Origin of the sequence: Flavobacterium sp., assembly GCF_041392005.1 — a bacterium.
Taxonomy (GTDB): domain Bacteria; phylum Bacteroidota; class Bacteroidia; order Flavobacteriales; family Flavobacteriaceae; genus Flavobacterium.
Genome location: NZ_JAWKMX010000003.1, coordinates 168,396 through 186,690, shown reverse-complemented (window position 1 = coordinate 186,690; position 18,295 = coordinate 168,396). Strand labels below are relative to the sequence as shown.

The 18,295-nt window shown below is 33.2% G+C and carries 16 protein-coding genes; 6 read left to right on the top strand and 10 right to left on the bottom strand.

Annotated elements, in window-relative coordinates:
- Positions 1–195: 195 nt before the first annotated feature.
- The 4 genes from R2808_RS03470 to R2808_RS03455 all read left to right on the top strand — a co-directional run bounded on the left by R2808_RS03470 (position 196) and on the right by R2808_RS03455 (position 6,646).
- Positions 196–2,589 carry an RND family transporter gene (locus R2808_RS03470; RefSeq protein WP_371269566.1) on the top strand — a complete coding sequence of 798 codons (2,394 nt, stop codon included), beginning with the start codon at positions 196–198 and terminating at the stop codon, positions 2,587–2,589.
- Between the two features lie 293 nt (positions 2,590–2,882).
- A complete protein-coding gene (asnS, locus tag R2808_RS03465; protein WP_371269565.1) occupies positions 2,883–4,319 on the top strand; it encodes an asparagine--tRNA ligase in 1,437 nt (478 codons plus the stop codon).
- An 85-nt stretch (positions 4,320–4,404) separates the two neighbouring features.
- Entirely contained in the window at positions 4,405–5,871 is a 1,467-nt protein-coding gene (gene rpoN, locus R2808_RS03460) for an RNA polymerase factor sigma-54 (protein ID WP_371269564.1), read from the top strand.
- 148 nt (positions 5,872–6,019) lie between these two features.
- Complete coding sequence (locus R2808_RS03455; protein ID WP_371269563.1) at positions 6,020–6,646, top strand: hypothetical protein; 627 nt, start codon at positions 6,020–6,022, stop codon at positions 6,644–6,646.
- Here R2808_RS03455 and R2808_RS03450 read toward each other — a convergent pair.
- From R2808_RS03450 to R2808_RS03415, 8 genes are all read right to left on the bottom strand, one after another.
- Complete coding sequence (locus tag R2808_RS03450) at positions 6,634–7,302, bottom strand: porin family protein (RefSeq protein ID WP_371269562.1); 669 nt, start codon at positions 7,300–7,302, stop codon at positions 6,634–6,636. The two genes, R2808_RS03455 and R2808_RS03450, sit on opposite strands and share 13 nt — an antisense overlap.
- A gap of 72 nt (positions 7,303–7,374) precedes the next feature.
- Positions 7,375–7,848, bottom strand: a complete 474-nt coding sequence (locus R2808_RS03445) for an ExbD/TolR family protein (RefSeq protein WP_371269561.1) — start codon at positions 7,846–7,848, stop codon at positions 7,375–7,377.
- 19 nt (positions 7,849–7,867) lie between these two features.
- Positions 7,868–8,479 (bottom strand): ExbD/TolR family protein, encoded by a 612-nt coding sequence (locus tag R2808_RS03440; protein WP_371269560.1) that lies wholly within the window; start codon positions 8,477–8,479, stop codon positions 7,868–7,870.
- 2 nt (positions 8,480–8,481) lie between these two features.
- Positions 8,482–8,904, bottom strand: a complete 423-nt coding sequence (locus R2808_RS03435; protein WP_371269559.1) for a hypothetical protein — start codon at positions 8,902–8,904, stop codon at positions 8,482–8,484.
- A gap of 22 nt (positions 8,905–8,926) precedes the next feature.
- Entirely contained in the window at positions 8,927–9,730 is an 804-nt protein-coding gene (locus R2808_RS03430; RefSeq protein WP_371269558.1) for a MotA/TolQ/ExbB proton channel family protein, read from the bottom strand.
- Positions 9,731–9,945: 215 nt separating this feature from the next.
- Entirely contained in the window at positions 9,946–10,977 is a 1,032-nt protein-coding gene (locus R2808_RS03425) for an asparaginase (RefSeq protein ID WP_371269557.1), read from the bottom strand.
- Positions 10,967–12,103: a 1-acyl-sn-glycerol-3-phosphate acyltransferase gene (locus tag R2808_RS03420; protein ID WP_371269556.1), complete on the bottom strand. Its 1,137-nt coding sequence runs from the start codon at positions 12,101–12,103 to the stop codon at positions 10,967–10,969. The genes R2808_RS03425 and R2808_RS03420 overlap by 11 nt, the downstream gene beginning before the upstream one ends.
- A gap of 57 nt (positions 12,104–12,160) precedes the next feature.
- The gene (locus tag R2808_RS03415) at positions 12,161–12,943 is read right to left on the bottom strand and encodes a TatD family hydrolase (RefSeq protein WP_371269555.1); all 783 of its coding nucleotides are present in this window, start codon (positions 12,941–12,943) and stop codon (positions 12,161–12,163) included.
- A 104-nt stretch (positions 12,944–13,047) separates the two neighbouring features.
- Here R2808_RS03415 and R2808_RS03410 point away from each other — a divergent pair, with 104 nt between their 5' ends.
- Positions 13,048–13,500 (top strand): hypothetical protein, encoded by a 453-nt coding sequence (locus tag R2808_RS03410; protein WP_371269554.1) that lies wholly within the window; start codon positions 13,048–13,050, stop codon positions 13,498–13,500.
- A gap of 52 nt (positions 13,501–13,552) precedes the next feature.
- On the top strand, positions 13,553–13,990 hold the full coding sequence (locus tag R2808_RS03405) for a retropepsin-like aspartic protease (RefSeq protein ID WP_371269553.1): 438 nt from the start codon (positions 13,553–13,555) through the stop codon (positions 13,988–13,990).
- Between the two features lie 161 nt (positions 13,991–14,151).
- Here R2808_RS03405 and odhB read toward each other — a convergent pair whose 3' ends face one another.
- Entirely contained in the window at positions 14,152–15,366 is a 1,215-nt protein-coding gene (gene odhB, locus R2808_RS03400) for a 2-oxoglutarate dehydrogenase complex dihydrolipoyllysine-residue succinyltransferase (RefSeq protein ID WP_371269552.1), read from the bottom strand.
- 81 nt (positions 15,367–15,447) lie between these two features.
- On the bottom strand, positions 15,448–18,219 hold the full coding sequence (locus R2808_RS03395) for a 2-oxoglutarate dehydrogenase E1 component (protein ID WP_371269551.1): 2,772 nt from the start codon (positions 18,217–18,219) through the stop codon (positions 15,448–15,450).
- Positions 18,220–18,295: the final 76 nt, after the last annotated feature.

Here is an 18,295-nt window from a genome sequence, read left to right as displayed (position 1 = left end):
CAATCAAAAGTAGTTTATAGTATCGTTTTTTGTTAAAATATTATGTTTGTTAATTATTTGTTTATGTACACTTTCCGAAAGTTCGTACCTTCTCTCTTAACATCGCATAATGGATATACTCAACAAATTTTCCTGAAAATTTACTAAAGTTTCTAATTTCAAAAACGTACCTTTGCAGTTCAATTTTTTTGAACTATGTTTAAGTGGTTAAGTACCAGTTTTTGGGATTATATAGCAAGTAGAATTCTTCGTAATCGAATTTTACTTTTAATACTTTTAGTTGTTTTTACCATTTTTATGGCATCGCAATGGAAAAACATGCGTTTTACCTACACCGAAGCCAACCTTTTACCCGACCATCACGAGGTTAATCAGCAATACAATGCTTTTTTAGAAAAATTTGGCGAAGAAGGAAATCTTATTGTAGTAGGTTTTGAAGACGATAGCTTTTTTACCGAAAAAAATTACAAAGCGTGGGAAAATTTTGTCTCGAAAATAAAAAAAGATAAAGCAGTAGATTTTACCATTTCAATTGAAGATTTAAGGGTTTTACAAAAAGATACGGTTAACCAAAAATTCAAATTAGTTCCATTTGTTGTAAACGAAAAAATATCAGATAATTACTTAAAAGAAAAAGAAACCGAACTATTTAACAATTTGCCTTTTTACGAAGGAATGCTGTTTAATAAAGAATCGGGCGCTGTTCGCTTTGCAATTTATATGAACAAAGATGTGGTAAATACTGCTGTTCGCAAAGATTTTATTATAAAATATTTAAGCAACGAAAAAATTGAAGCACTCGAAAAACAACTCGGTTTCGATATTAAAGTTTCGGGAATGCCTTATATACGAACGCTAAACTCGCAAAGTATTATAGACGAAATAGGAATTTTTGTGGCTGCGGCTTTGGGCATTACTTCGCTAATTTTCTTCTTTTTCTTTAGAAGTTTTAGAGCTACACTACTGTCTATGTGTATAGTTACTGTAGGCGTAATGTGGTCGTTTGGTACACTGGGTTTATTAAACTATGAAATAACGGTTTTAACCGCTATAATTCCACCGTTAATTATTGTAATTGGAATTCCAAACTGTATTTTCTTAATTAACAAATACCAACAAGAAATAAAAAAACACGGCAACAAAGCCAAATCGTTACAGCGTGTAATTTCGAAAGTAGGAAACGCTACTTTAATGACCAACCTTACAACCGCTGCTGGTTTTGCCACTTTTATGGTAACCGAAAGCGAACTATTGAAAGAGTTTGGTATTGTGGCTTCGTTAAACATTATTTTCTTGTTTTTATTGTGTTTAATAATTATTCCTATTGCCTACAGTTATATGCCAATGCCAAAAGAAAAACACCTAGCGCATTTGGGCAAAAATTACATTAATAAGTTTGTAAACTGGTTAGAAAATACAATTCGCAATCGTTCGCTAGCTATTTTTACAGCAGCCATTGGTTTATTAGTTTTTGGAATTATTGGTATTTATCAAATAAAAATATCGGGTAGTATTATTGAAGATATGCCCAAAAACACAGGTTTTTTTCAAGATATTGTGTTTTACGAAAACGAATTTGATGGGGTAATGCCTCTCGAAATAATGATTGATACTAAACGGCCAAAAGGTGCGCTAAAAAGTAGCACATTAAAACGTATAAACGAGTTGCAAGAAACCATAGACGAAATTCCGGAATTATCGAAACCTGTTTCGGTTGTAAATTTAGTTAAATATTCAAAACAAGCTTTTTACAACGGAAATCCCGAATATTATGAACTGCCTACCAAGCAAGAGGAAGCGTTTATTTTATCGTATATTAAAAATTCGACCCAAAAAGAAAGTCAAAATTTACTAAAAAGCTATGTCGATTCTACCCAGCAATATGCTCGTGTAACTACTTTTATGCGCGATATTGGCACCGATAAAATGGCAAAAATTGAAGAACGTTTACAAGAAAAAATAAATAAAATTTTTCCTGAAAAACGCTATACGGTAACCATGACTGGTAAAGCTTATGTTTTTGAAAAAGGAACACACTACTTGGTTCATAATTTAGTGATATCGTTATTATTTGCCGTTTTTCTTATTTCGTTATTAATGGCTTATTTGTTTCGTTCGTTTAAAATGATAATTATTTCGTTAATTCCTAACCTTTTACCTTTAATTATTACCGCAGGTATTATGGGTTATTTAGGAATTCCTATAAAGCCCTCAACTATTTTAGTATTTAGCATAGCCTTTGGTATTTCGGTTGACGATACCATTCACTTTTTAGCCAAATACCGTCAAGAGTTAAAAACCAACCATTGGAAAGTTCGCCGTTCGGTATATGCAACGGTTCGCGAAGCAGGCGTAAGTATGTTTTATACCTCTGTTGTATTGTTCTTTGGCTTTTCGGTTTTTACACTTTCAAGTTTTGGCGGAACGGTTGCCTTAGGAAGTTTAGTAGCTATGACACTTCTTTTTGCTATGCTTTCTAATTTGCTGTTGCTTCCGTCGTTATTGCTTTCTTTAGAAAGAAAAGTAGCCAATAAGAAAGAATTTCCAGAGCCTACTATCGATATTTTAGCAGAGGATAAAGAGGATTGAAAAATCTAATTTCCGTCAGTTCGAGTAGCGAAGCGTATCGAGAACCGTGTAGCAATAAATATGATTTGCTTCTACAAGAAGAACTTCTCGATACATCCCGACAATGCGTCGGGATACTCGAAGTGACGATCTGGTAAACTTTGCCTTTCGTCAGTTCGAGTAGCGAAGCGTATCGAGAACCAACAAAAAATATTTATAACATATCAACTTTAGACTTTCTACAATCAAACTTTCAACTAGTAAACTTTCAACTTTTAAACTTTACTAATATATTTGCATAAAATTCACAAAAAATGAAACATAGTAAAGTTGTCGATTTATTAAACAACCCAAAACATATTTTACAAGAAGTAACCGCAAAAGGTTGGGTACGCAGTTTTAGAAACAATCAGTTTATTGCCTTAAACGATGGTTCAACTATTCACAATATTCAGTGTGTAGTCGATTTTGAAAACACACCCGAAGAAACCTTAAAACGATTAACGACATCTGCTGCAGTTTCGGTAACTGGAACACTACAAGAAAGTCAAGGTAAAGGTCAAAAAGTAGAAATTCAGGTTAAAAAACTAGAAATTCTTGGCGATAGCGATGCCGAAAAATATCCGATTCAACCTAAAAAACACTCGTTAGAATTTTTACGTGAAAATGCGCATTTACGTGTACGTACCAACGCTTTTGGTGCTATTATGCGGGTGCGTTCGGTATTGTCATTTGCCGTGCATCAATATTTTCAAGAAAGAGGATTTTTTTATGTAAATACGCCAATAATAACAGGTTCCGATGCTGAAGGTGCAGGTGAAATGTTTAAAGTTACTGCGTTACCATTTGATAATACACCTCGTAACGAAGAAGGAAGAGTAAATTACAAAGAAGATTTTTTTGGTAAAGAAACCAACCTTACTGTATCGGGACAATTGGAAGCAGAAACCTACGCTATGGCGCTTGGGCAAGTATATACTTTTGGACCAACATTTAGAGCCGAAAATTCAAATACTTCGCGCCATTTGGCTGAATTTTGGATGATTGAACCAGAAGTAGCTTTTAATGATTTGGATGCCAATATGGATTTGGCAGAAGACTTTATCAAATACGTTATTCGCTATACAGTTGATAAATGTGCTGATGATTTACAATTTTTAGAACAACGTTTGCTAGACGAAGAAAAAAACAAACCACAAGCAGAACGCAGTGAAATGTCGCTATTAGAAAAACTTAACTTCGTTTTAGAAAACAATTTTAAACGAGTTTCTTACACCGAAGCTATTGATATTTTACGCAATTCAACGCCAAATAAAAAGAAAAAATTCAACTATTTAATAGAAGAATGGGGTGCCGATTTACAAAGTGAACACGAACGCTTTTTAGTAGAAAAACACTTCAAATGTCCGGTAATATTATTTGATTATCCAGCTAAAATTAAAGCGTTTTATATGCGTTTAAACGACGATGAAAAAACCGTACGAGCTATGGATATTTTATTCCCTGGTATTGGGGAAATTGTAGGTGGTTCGCAACGTGAAGAACGCTACGATGTTTTAGTTGAAAAAATGAAAGCCTTGAACATTCCTGAAGAAGAAATGTGGTGGTATTTAGACACGCGTAGATTTGGAACAGCCGTTCACTCAGGATTTGGTTTAGGATTCGAACGTTTGGTATTGTTTGTTACAGGAATGACCAATATACGTGATGTAATACCTTTCCCAAGAACACCCCAAAACGCAGAATTTTAATTTCTAGAGAAAAGAGAATAGAATATAGAGAAAAGATTTTGTAACTTTAGACTTGGAACTTGAAACTTTCTAACTATAAAAGTAAATGTTAAAACACAATTTACAGCTTAAGCTTTCGCAAAAATTATCGCCGCAACAAATTCAATTAATGAAATTGATTCAGTTGCCAACTCAAGCCTTTGAACAACGTTTGCAAGAAGAGCTTGTAGAAAATCCTGCGTTAGAAAGCGGTAAAGAAGATACGGTTGATATCGATGATTTTTCGGACAACACAAACGACGATTACGATGATTATGACAACGAGCATATTGATGCCGATGATATTAATATTGACGAATATTTAAGCAACGACGAAACACCCGATTACAAATATCAAGCGAATAATTATAGTGATGATGACGAAGATAAATCTATGCCATTTGTTGCTGGCGTTACGTTTCATCAAGATTTAATCAATCAACTCAATACGTTTATTTTAGATGATGACGAGCGCGATATTGCCGAATTTATCGTAGGTAGTATTGACGATATGGGCTATATTCGCCGAAGTATTCAGGATATGGTAGATGATATGGCGTTTACTCAAGGTATTTATACCGATGAAGCTACCGTTGAACGTATTTTAAAAAATGTAGTGCAAGAACTAGATCCTGCAGGTGTTGCTTCCCGAGATTTGCAAGAATGTTTGATATTGCAACTCAAACATAAAACACCTACTGACGCCGTTAGTTTAGCTTTAGATATTATAGAAAATCAGTTTGATGCATTTTCCAAAAAACATTACGATAAATTGTTGCAAAAATTTGATGTTTCAAAAGAGCAATTGCGCAAGGCGATTGATGAAATTGAAAAATTAAATCCGAAACCAGGTGGTGCATACAGCGGCAACCAAAAACCTATTGAACATGTAGTGCCCGATTTTACCATTCGGATTGTAGATGGCGAATTGGAATTATTGCTCAACGGTAGAAATGCACCCGAATTGCACGTTTCTAAAGATTACCAAGAAATGCTGCAAAGTTATAAAGACACTAACGAAAAATCGAGTGCACAAAAAGATGCCGTACAATTTATCAAGCAAAAATTAGATTCGGCAAAATGGTTTATTGATGCTATTAAACAACGCCAAGAAACGCTTTTTGTAACCATGAATGCCATTATGCACTACCAAGAAGAGTATTTTTTAGAAGGCGATGAAACCAAACTAAAACCAATGATTTTAAAAGATATTGCCGATATGGTTGGTTTAGACATTTCAACGGTTTCGCGTGTGGCTAATAGTAAATATGTAGATACGCCATACGGCACTAAATTAATTAAAGAGTTTTTTAGCGAAGCTATGAAAAATGCCGATGGCGATGATGTTTCTACTCTTGAAATTAAAAAAATATTACAAAACGTAATTGAAGAAGAAGACAAACGAAAACCTTTACCAGACGATAAATTAGCCGAAATATTAAAAGAAAAAGGTTATCCTATTGCGCGTAGAACGGTGGCAAAATATAGAGAACAGCTCGATATTCCTGTGGCGCGATTACGCAAGAAAATTTAAGCTTACATCAATAAAATGGCTTCCTTTTTAGCCCCGATGGAAATGTAAATCATTTTGTTTTTGAGCAAAACAAAATATTGAAATGTACAGCGGGAAAATGGATAACAAACGTTCGTAATGATTCGCTTTTAATAAAAAAAGAACCTATTTGATGAATTTAAGACAGTTTTTACCTTTTTTTTCGTATGTTTTTCATCCTATATTTATTACGCTATACGGGACTTTTTTTTATTTTTTAGTAGCACCGCATGCTATTTCTACTAAAAATCAGCTTTTTTCGTTACTCCAAGTTTTTATAATAACCGTGTTGTTGCCTTTGGCTATCTTTTTTTTATTGATTTCGTTAGGAAAAGTAAAATCGTTTACGGAAGCAACGGTTGCCGAAAGAAAAGTACCTATTGTGGTACAAATAATTTTACTTTTTTGTTTAATTAGTTTAAAAAACTATACTGGCATGGAAGAGTTATACTACTTTTATTTAGGTGGTTTGTTTTGTTCTTTCGCCGCGTGGATTATAACACTAGCCGATTATAAGGTGAGCTTGCATATGATGGGAATTTCGGCACTAGCTACTTTTATTTATACAATTAACTATATTTTTGAATTGTCGTATATTAATAGTGTTGCTTTTGCTGTTGTTTGTGTAGGTTTAGTTGCTTCTTCTAGGTTATATATGAAATCGCACACAGCAAACGAACTTATACTAGGTGCTTTTTTGGGTTTTATTTTTCAGTATTTGTGTTGGAGTTTTTATTTTTTTATTTATAAAATGTAAAACATAAAACCGAAGTTTAAGTTTGTCATTTTATTCCCTTCTTTAAAAATAGGATTTAACCCGTAATGTGCATAAAAATTCCATGTGTTAAAACCTGCTGCAATGTAAACTCCATATTGCCATCGGTTTACGTTATCTAGAACTTTAAGCGTTTCATTTGCTGTTGTTGTTTCTAATTTAAGGGTAGCATCTACTAAATAGGTTGCTTTAAAACCTGTATAAATACGCCAAAATTTATGATTGGTAGGAATTGCATTGCGCCATCTAATTTCAAAAGGCAAATCGATACCGTGTGTACTAATTTTAGTTCGTATGTCTTCTATTACATCTGGATTTTCTACTACATCTGCCGAGTTTATAAACTGTTTAATATTGTTGTACGAATATCCTAAACCTGGTGCAATTGCCCATTTACGGTCTTTAGACAATGGTATGTCGCGAAGAAAACCTGCGGTTAAACCCGAAGAAAAAGAATATTGCTTAAAACCACTAGGTCTGTTTTGAACTAAATTATAGCTAATAGAAAAATAAAACTGATCTTCTCGAAATAACGAATCCACAACTTTATATACAGATTGTTCGTTTTTATCTGTAGTTTTTTGCGCCCAAGATAAAAGGCTGCAAAACAAAACAAGAAGTGTACAATTAATTTTCACTTGTATTTTTTTATAAAAGTAATAAAAAAGGTGCGTTAAACGCACCTTTTTTTATAGTAAAACAAAAAGATTTTATTCTATAGGATTACCTTGATTAGTTGTGTAATTAACTTTTAGCTGGTTTATTTTACGCAACTCTTCTTTAATATCTTGAACTAATCCCATTTTAACATTTTTATCGAATTTTAACGAAGCTGTAAGATAATTTTCGTCTTCTGAATTTCGCTGTGCTCTTTCCGATATTACAAAGTTTCTTACATCGTTAACCGAAGCAATTTTATCTGCTAATTGAATTCTATCTGATTGTCCTAAAGTGCTTTGGTAACGGGCACTTGGTTTACCGGCATAAATATACATTACATATTGCTTTTTGAACAATTTTGCTGTTTGATCTGCTTTTGGTAATTTGTTATCAATCATTAAATCGCTATCTTTCATTGTGGTTGCTGTCATAAAAAAGAACAACAACATAAACACAATATCGGGTAACGATGCTGTAGAAATTGCAGGTAAATCGCCTGATTTTTTCTTTTTAAATTTAGACATAGTTTCTAAAATTTAAGTATTAAAAGTTCTTTTTCGATTCAGCCTCTGAAAGACGCATAGGAAAAAGTTCTTGAATTGCTTTTACTTTTGGTTCTAATGCTTCTACTTGACCTTCTATAGCTTTTGAAGCTGGATCGTTGTAAACATTTTCCATTTCTCTAAAAGATACACCGTAGCGCTTTTTACTTTCTCTATCTCGTAAAAAATAATAGGCTGCAACCAATTCGTTTTGTACTCTAATGTACGCATCGTATGTGGTTTGTCCATCGTTCATTACTGAAATTACGGCATCTTCTGGACTATCCGATTGGTTAGGATCTCTTTTACCCAAACAATAAGCACAACTTCCATTACCATTATTTTCTAGAAAATCGATAGCTTTTTGGCGCAAGTCTTTTACGTCTGTTAATTGTTCGTTTACTAACAATTGATTGTCTTTGTTAATAAGCACGCGCATAACATTACGTTCATTAATTTTAGGTTCTTGCGGGTTATCTTCGTAGCGAGGTAATAATCGGTTAATTCCTTGATCTACACCAATAGTTGTAGTAACTAAGAAAAATATCAATAGTAAGAAAGCAATATCTGCCATTGAACCGGCATTAACCTCTGGTGCTTGTCTTCTTGCCATAATTACTTTTTAATTTTTGTTAATCCGCCCCATACCATAGTGCCAATAGCTGCTATTGCCAGTATAAATGTAGCATATATTCCTGCGCTAACCCATTTAGATGTAGCGCCTGCTGGTGCTAAAACAGAACCATTAGAGCTAATTACTTCTGAGCCGTCTGCTAAAATGTATGAAATTAAGATTACGACCAAAAACAAACCTAACCCTATTAAAGTACTTTTTAAAGTTTCTTTGTTTGAAAATACATTTTTAAATACAAACAACAATACTAACACTACACAAGCAAAAAGTACTATATATGAAATGTAAATTAAAGGCGAAATCCAAGCATTCTCTTCGCCATCGCCATTTGCCATTAACAATCCTAAAAAGATAAGACTGATAACCGAAATAGCAATTGCTACTATTTTAATTAATTTGTGCATACTCATTTATCTTTATAGGTTATTATTTTTTGCTATAATCAGACAAAATATCTACTAAACTAATAGATGCGTCTTCCATATCGTTTACAATAGAATCGATCTTAGCAATAATATAGTTGTAGAAAATTTGTAATATAATAGCTACAATAAGACCAAATACCGTTGTTAATAACGCTACTTTAATACCACCAGCTACTAAAGATGGCTCCATTGAACCTGCTGATTGAATTTGGTCAAACGCTTCAATCATACCAATTACTGTTCCCATGAAACCAAGCATTGGTGCTAAAGCGATGAATAATGAAATCCAAGAAACGTTTTTCTCTAATTGTCCCATTTGTACACCACCGTAAGCAACGATTGATTTTTCAGCAGAATCTAAACCATGGCTGTAACGGTCTAAACCTTGATAAAAAATTGACGCTACTGGCCCAGCTGTGTTACGAGCAACCTCTTTAGCAGATTCTACTCCACCTGATTGTAGCGCGCTTTCTACGTCTGCAACTAATTTTTTAGTGTTAGTAGTAGATAAGTTTAAATAAATAATTCTTTCAATTGCAATTGCTAATCCTAAAATTAAACAGATTAATACAATTCCCATAAAGGCAGGTCCACCTTCAATAAAACGTTTTTTCAAACCTTGTGTAAACGAAAGGTTTTCTTCAGAAGAATCGTCAGAAGTAACCGCTGGCATTGTTTCTTCGGCTGTTTCTTGAACTTGCTCTGTTGTAGCGGCTACAGTTGAGTCGGCAGAAGTTTCTTGAGCTTGAATACTTCCAAAAGTCATAAGCCCTGCAATTGCTAAAATAGAAAATAATCTTTTCATCGTTTTGTTTTAAATTTAATTAGTTAATTTAGGTTAAAAGTATTTAATTTTTATGAAAATCAAAAATATTATACATCGGAAAAACAAGAACTATCTACATTGTTAAAAAACTTATTTGAATTTCTTTTTTGTTCCTTCTTTATTAAAAACACTTTTGCTTTCAAGGACGCTAAATAACGCAAAATTTCTCATCTATAAAAATTTTTACTCGTTTTTTAATACATTTCGCCTCGTAAAGAGGTTTCAAATACGGTTTTAAAAACTTTTGGACTTACTTTTTGTCCTAATAAGTACATTAATTTTGTAATAGCTGCTTCGGTAGTAATATTATGACCCGATAATACGCCTATTTTTTTCAAATCGGTACTTGTTTCGTATTTTCCCATTGCAACCGAACCACCGCTACATTGTGTAACATTTATAACGTAAATATTTTGTTTTATTGCTTTTTTTAGTTCATTAATAAACCAAGCCTCTGTTGATGCGTTACCAGAGCCATAGGTTTCCAATATGATTCCTTTTAAATTAGGAATAGCCAAAACAGCAGTTAATATGTTATGATTAATGCCTGGAAATAGTTTTAAGATAATTACATTTTCTTCAAAATTTTTATTTACTTTAATTTTTTTCGCTTTTGAAGTTTGCAATAAAAGTTCTTTATTTATTTTTAAATGTACGCCCGACTCTGCCAGTTCGGGAAAATTTGGTGAGGCAAACGCATTAAAATGTTCGGCGCTAATTTTTGTAGTTCGATTGCCTCTATACAATTTGTATTCGAAATACAAACCAACTTCTTTTATTATGGGTTTTCCTTTTTCTTGTAAAGCTGCTATTTGAATGGCGGTAATTAAATTTTCTTTAGCATCGGTGCGCAAATCGCCTATAGGCAATTGTGATCCTGTAAAAATTACAGGTTTTGATAAATTTTCGAGCATAAAACTCAATGCAGAAGCACTGTACGACATGGTATCGGAACCGTGAAGTACAACAAAACCATCAAATTCTTCGTAATTATCTTCGATTATTTCGGCAATTTGTTGCCAATTTTGAACATTCATATTAGAAGAGTCTATAGGTTCTGTAAAAGAAATAGTTTCTATTTTACACTCTAATAATTTTAGTTCGGGAATGTTTTGTAATAATTTTTTAAAATTGAATGCTTTTAGTGCGCCTGTTTCGCTATCTTTTACCATACCAATTGTTCCTCCGGTATAAATAAGCAATATTTTAGGCGTGCTATAGGGCATTAGTATATTTTAATTTATTAACTACAGGGTTAGCGTACATGGTTAAAAAACCTTCTTTTAACGTTTGATTATCCGCATCTATACGGAGTTCGAGTCGGCGTTCGAAAATTTGTTTTTCTTGCTCGCTGTAACAATGGCTAAATGTATCGGTTTTATGTAACAAATCGTAAGCTATATAATTTGTGGGCCACAATTTATACGATTGCAAAATAGCATCGTCCATTGTTTGTGCTAATAATTGTATTTGCTTGTTTGGTGTATCGGTTTGCGCTTTTATAGCATCAATTTCAGTATCTAAAACATCGCCAATGTGAATATGAATTCGTTTTTTTTGACCTATAATTCCGCTAATTAGGTTTACAAAATCTTCGTTTTTTTCCTTTTTATAAACCTCATCGCGTGCTTGTGCTAAAAGTTGTGGCATTTTTAACACATCGGTAGGATCATATTCATAAGAAATAGAAACGGGTACTATTTTAAGTTTTTTAAAATAGTCCATTACATTTTCTTCATTAGATGCCATGGCTATCATTTTTAATACTCCAGGGTGTGTTGCATCGTTTCCGTCTTTTGTTCTTCCTTCTTTTTGTGCTACCCAAACCGAACGATTTTCTTTACGAAGTAATTGGTAAATATATTCTGAAACCAATTTTGAACTTTGTAACAATTCTCTTGGCGAAAGATTGCGCTGAATTAAAAAATTTCGATTGAGTTTTGATAGTTTCAATAAAAATTCTTTTTGCACCAAATTATCGCCAATAGCCGAAGCCGTCATAACTAGTTTGTTATCATAAAGCGCTACGTTTAACAAAGACGTATCTAAAATAATATCGCGATGGTTAGATATGTATAAATAGGCTGTGTTAGGTTGTAATTTTTCGAAACCCGAAGTCGTTAACCCTTCTGAACTTTTTTGTAAAACCTTTTGTATAGATTGATACACAAAGTTAATTTGAAAATCGCGTATAGAATGTGTGTGTCGTAATTGCGATTGCCATTCGGTTTCTGGCGTTTCGGGAAATGTAAAATTCATCATCGCTTTCATCATAGGATGGTTTAGCGATTGTAGTAAAGCTTCATTTACTTCGGTATCGTAATAGGGTCTTATAGTATCGAATTTAGACATACCTTATTTTATTTCACAAAAAAACAAAAAAAATAACAATTTGATTTAAAAACTTCGTTAAATTCCGAAAATAGTTTTAGCATTCTGGGTTGTAACACTTGCAATTTCTTCTACAGAACAATTGTAAATTTCTGCTAGTTTTTGCGCCACTAATAACGTATAACTGCTTTCATTTCGTTTACCACGATGTGGTACAGGTGCTAAATATGGCGAATCGGTTTCTAATACAATATGTTGTAAATCGATATGATGTAAAAACTGATCTATTTTTCCGTTTTTAAACGTTACCACGCCACCAATTCCTAATTTCATTCCTAAAGAAATGGCACGTTGTGCTTGTTCAAAATCTCCAGTAAAACAATGGAAAATTCCGAATAACCTTTCATCATACTCGCTTTCTAAAACCTCAAAAACCTCATCAAAAGCATCGCGACAATGAATATTAATTGCCAAACCCAACTGCTTTGCCCACTGAATTTGTTTTTTAAAAGCTATTTTTTGAATATCTAAAGTCGCTTTGTCCCAATACAAATCAATTCCAATTTCGCCAACGGCATAATATTTTCTTGAAAAAAGTTGTTGCTTTACAAAGGCTAATTCGGTTTCAAAAGTTTCTGGTTTTACATAACAAGGATGCAAACCCATCATTAAGAAAACATTGGTTGGATATTGCTGTTCTAACGCAAACATTCGTTCAGCATAAGTGGAATCAATTGAAGGAACAAACATTCGAGTAACACCATTATTAAAAGCACGTTGCATTATTTCGTTTTGGTCAGTATTAAATTCTTCGGAATATAAATGCGAATGGGTGTCGGTTAAAATTAGTTTCGGGCTCAAAATTTTGATTATTATTTTATTTGTAAATGTAAAAAAAATTTGCGCAATTAAATTTCATAATATACATTTGTTAGCAATAATCTTAACTATAAAATTTTCTACCTATGAAAAAAATTTTGACTCTCGTAACAATTTTGTCATTGTTCACTATCTCTTGCTCAAAAGATGATGATTCATCAAGCTCAAACACAAAATTTGTTAAAATGACGGTTGATGGTGTTGAAAAAAACTTTGACACAGTAATTGTGAATGAAGAAACCTATGATGTTGGTACTTCTGATGCGTATACTGAATTAACAGTAACTGCTACTATTGGAACTAGCACCAATGAAATGGTTGTATTCATTGTAGAAAAAGGTGATGTTGGTTCGGATGTGATTTATAGCTTTGTTTATAAAAATGGTTCGACAGAGTATCGTAATAATGGAGATTTAAATACAAATGTTTCAACCAATAGCAGCAATACAATTAAAGGAAATTTTTCAGGAGAAGTTTTGGATTTTTCTACAGATGTTACAAAAACGATAAATAATGGTTCATTTGAAATAAACTATTAATAAAATATTTATTATATTTTAAAGAGCTGTATTATACGGCTCTTTTTTATTTATGAAAAATTTGCAATATTTTTTAAAAAAGAAAAAATACAAGAAAATAAAATTCACTATTTTAAAAACGCAACATTTATTAGTATCGGCTAAAATAAATGGAGTAAAAGGAAAGTTTATTCTCGACACGGGTGCCAGTAATAGTTGTGTGGGTTTTGAAGGTATTGAAAAATTTAAACTAACTGCTGAAAATTCGGAAACTAAAGCGGCTGGTGCAGGTGCAACCGGTATGGAAACACAAATTTCGAAAAACAACTTAATTTCAATGAGTCATTGGAAATTTTCTGAATTAAATGTGATTATTTTTGATATGAGTCATGTTAATTTAGCTTTAAAACAGTATAAAACAAAACCTGTTGACGGCATTATTGGCGCCGATGTATTATTAAAAGCAAATGCAATTATTGACTATAGTAATCATTATTTGTATTTAAGATAGTTTATTTCACGCAACCTTTTTACAAAATTAACATCTTTAATATATTGGTTATAAATATTTTATGGTTTAAAACATAAATACACTGCCATAATTTTTAAAGTTGGTTAAATGAAAACGCCCAAGAATTATACTTGGGCGTTTTCTATTTCTAATTAAAATTATTATAGTTCCAATGCTTTTTTAGGATTGTTATCCATCAATAATTCTACTGGGTTTTCTAAGGCTTCTTTTATAGCAACTAAAAACCCAACTGACTCACGACCATCAATAATTCGGTGATCATAAGATAAAGCTAAATACATCATTGGGTGAATTTCAACTTTGCCATCTACAGCAATTGGACGTTCAATAATGTTGTGCATACCTAAAATTCCGCTTTGTGGTGGATTGATAATTGGTGTTGATAACATACTACCAAAAACACCTCCGTTTGAAATTGTAAAAGTACCACCTGTCATTTCATCAACAGTAATTTGACCGTCGCGAGCACGTAATGCCAAACGTTTTACTTCGGCTTCTACACCTCTAAAGCTTAAATTTTCAGCATTGCGAATTACAGGAACCATTAATCCTTTTGGTCCTGAAACAGCAATACTAATATCACAAAAATCGTACGATATCATTTCGTTTCCATCGATCATAGAATTTACTGCAGGATACATTTTTAATGCACGAACCACTGCCAAAGTAAAGAAACTCATAAAACCTAAACCAACACCATGTTTATTTTTGAAATCATCTTTATATTGACTTCTCAATTTATTAATTGGCGTCATGTTAGCTTCGTTAAACGTCGTTAACATCGCTGTTTCATTTTTAGCTGAAACTAAGCGTTCTGCTACTTTACGACGCAACATTGACAGTTTTGTTCTTTCGCTACCCCTATTACCGCCTGTTGGTGTACCCATTGAAGGTACAGCACTAATAGCGTCTTCTTTAGTAATACGTCCGTCTTTGCCTGTTCCAACAATATCTGATGGTTGTATATTTTTTTCTGCTAATATTTTTTTAGCTGCTGGCGAAGCCGAACCAGTAGCATACGTTTCTGCTTTAACTGGAGTCGCTTTTGGCTCTTCTTTTACAGGTGCAGTTGGTGTCGTTTCTGCTTTTGCTGGTGCTGCATTGCCTTCTGGTTTTGTCGCACTTGTATCGATTAAACAAACTACTTGCCCAACAGCCACTGCATCGCCTTCTTCGGCTTTTAAGGTAATTATACCACTTGCTTCAGCGGGTAATTCCAAAGTTGCTTTATCAGAATCTACCTCGGCAATTGCCTGATCTTTTTCAACATAATCACCGTCTTGCACTAACCAAGTTGCAATTTCTACTTCGGTAATTGACTCTCCCGGTGAAGGGACTTTCATTTCTAAAATCATATTTTTTTGTTTAAAGTTTAAATTGTTTAAAGTTTCAAGTGGCTAATAGTAAACCTGAAACTTTAAACTTGAAACAAATTTTTATCTAAATAAATTTTTATCAAAAACCATAGCTATTGCACTAGCATGGCGTTTTTTAGATCGTTCGTAACTTCCTGCTGCTGGTGCACTATACGCTTTTGGCGATGCCAAGCGGAATTTTACCAAATCGAAATTCATTAACATATAACTGTAAGCACCCATATTTTTAGGCTCTTCTTGTGCCCAAACATAATCATCAACTTTAGGATAACTTTCAATGATTGCTTTAATTTGATCGGTAGCTAATGGGAATAATTGTTCTAATCGAACAAAAGCGACATCATTTCTACCTAATTCTTCTCTTTTTGCTACTAAATCATAATAGAATTTTCCTGTACAGAAAACCAATGATTTTATTGCTTTTTTATCGGTTGCATTAGGATCATCAATCACTTCTTGAAAACGTCCGTTGGCCATTTCTTCTTTAGTAGAAACAGCTAATGGATGACGTAACAAACTTTTTGGTGAAAATACGATTAATGGTTTTCTAAACTTAGTTACCATTTGACGGCGCATTAAGTGGAAAAAGTTCGCTGGTGTTGTACAGTCTGCCACATACATATTGTGTTTTGCACACAATTGAAGGTAGCGCTCCATACGTGCCGATGAATGCTCTGCTCCTTGGTTTTCGTAACCATGAGGCAATAACATTACAATACCATTTTGGTTATTCCATTTGTCTTCGCCTGCTGAAATATATTGATCCATCATGATTTGAGCGCCATTAGAAAAATCTCCAAATTGAGCTTCCCAAATAGTTAGCGTTTTAGGCGATGCTAATGCATAACCGTATTCAAATCCTAATACTCCATATTCAGATAAAAGGGAATTATAAATATAAAAATTACCTTTTTTATCTTGAATATCATCCATTAAGATAATTTCTTCTTCCGAATCTTCAACTTTTACAACAGCATGACGGTGTGAAAAAGTTCCTCGTTCAACATCTTGACCAGAAATACGCACATCGTAGCCTTCTTTTAATAAAGAACCGTAAGCCAATAATTCGCCCATTGCCCAGTCTAATTGATTTCTTTCGAAATACATGGCTTTCCGATCGTCAATTAAACGAGAAATTTTATTGATGAATTTTTTATCTTCTGGCAACTTTGTAATTGTCGTTGCTATTTTATCTAATTCTGTTAAAGAAAATGAAGTATCATACGATTTCAACATAACATCAGTAGAAACCTGCTCATAACCTTCCCATTCATTTTCCATAAATGGAGTAATAACGGTAAGCTCTTTTGTTCGTGAAATTTCTAGATTTTCATCTAATTTGGCTTTGTACTCATCTTCTAAGCCTTTTACATAGCCATCAGAAATTACACCTTCATTAAGTAACTTTTGTGCATAAATATCACGTGGATTTTTATGTTTCGCAATGGCTTTATATAATTTTGGTTGTGTAAAACGTGGTTCATCACCTTCGTTATGACCATATTTTCTATAGCCTAATAAATCGATGAAAACGTCTGTTCCAAATTCCATACGATAATCTAATGCAAACAGCATAGCATGAACAACCGCTTCAACATCATCTGCATTTACATGTAACACTGGTGATAACGTTACTTTAGCCACATCAGTACAATACGTAGATGAACGTGCGTCTAAATAATTGGTAGTAAATCCTACTTGATTATTGATTACTAAATGGATTGTTCCTTGTGTTTTATAGCCATCAAGCTTAGCCATTTGAATAATTTCATATACTATACCTTGACCCGCAATAGCGGCATCGCCATGAACAGCAATAGGTAATACTTTTGAAGGATTATTTGGATAATTTCTATCTTGTTTTGCACGTGTAATACCTTCAATAACAGCACCTACAGTTTCTAGGTGAGAAGGATTAGGCGCTAAATTTAAGTTAATTTTGTGACCAGCATCGGTTTTTCTATCAGAAGTTAAACCCAAATGGTATTTCACATCGCCATCAAAGTTCATATCTTCATCATAATCTTTACCGTCGAACTCAGAGAAAATATTTTGCGTGTTTTTACCAAAAATATTTGCCAAAACATTTAAACGGCCACGGTGTGCCATACCCATTACAAACTGTTCAACTCCTTTTTCTGCAGCAGCTTCAACAAGAGCATCAAGTGCTGGAATAGCCGACTCACATCCTTCTAAAGAAAAACGTTTTTGACCCACGTATTTTGTATGCAAGAAATTTTCGAAAGAAACCGCTTCGTTTAATTTTCGAAGAATATGTTTTTTTTGTTCTGTAGAAAAAGATGGTTGATTGTCATTAATATCTAATCGGTTTTTTATCCATTCACGAACTTTTGGATCGCGAATGTACATATATTCTACCCCAATTGACTGACAATATACTTTTTCTAAATGCTTAATAATATCGGCCAAAGTACTTGGCTTCATATTTACCATTTTAGCGGCATCAAAAACCGTATTTAAATCTGATTCGGACAAATCGAAATTCGACAAAGCTAATGTTGGCGTGTACGTTCTACGTTCTCGAACAGGGTTCGTATGTGTAAACAAATGACCGCGAGTACGATAGGCTTCGATTAAATTTAATACGTTAAATTCTTTATGAAGCTTGTCGGCAACATGTTCGCAAGAAACATTACCATTAACTATCATTTGACCAACTTCGTCGCCAGAAAAATTGGTTTGAGCAAAATCAAATCCTTGAAAAAAACTTCTCCAGCTTGGCTCTACGCTATCTGGATTTTGTAAATATTGATCGTATAAATCGGCAAAAAAAGCCGTATGTGCAGCATTTAAAAAGGAAAACCTATCCATAGTTGTGTCTAACAGACCTTTTAATTAAAAATTTTTATGCAAAAGTAAAACATTTGTAATAATCTTTTAAAGATTT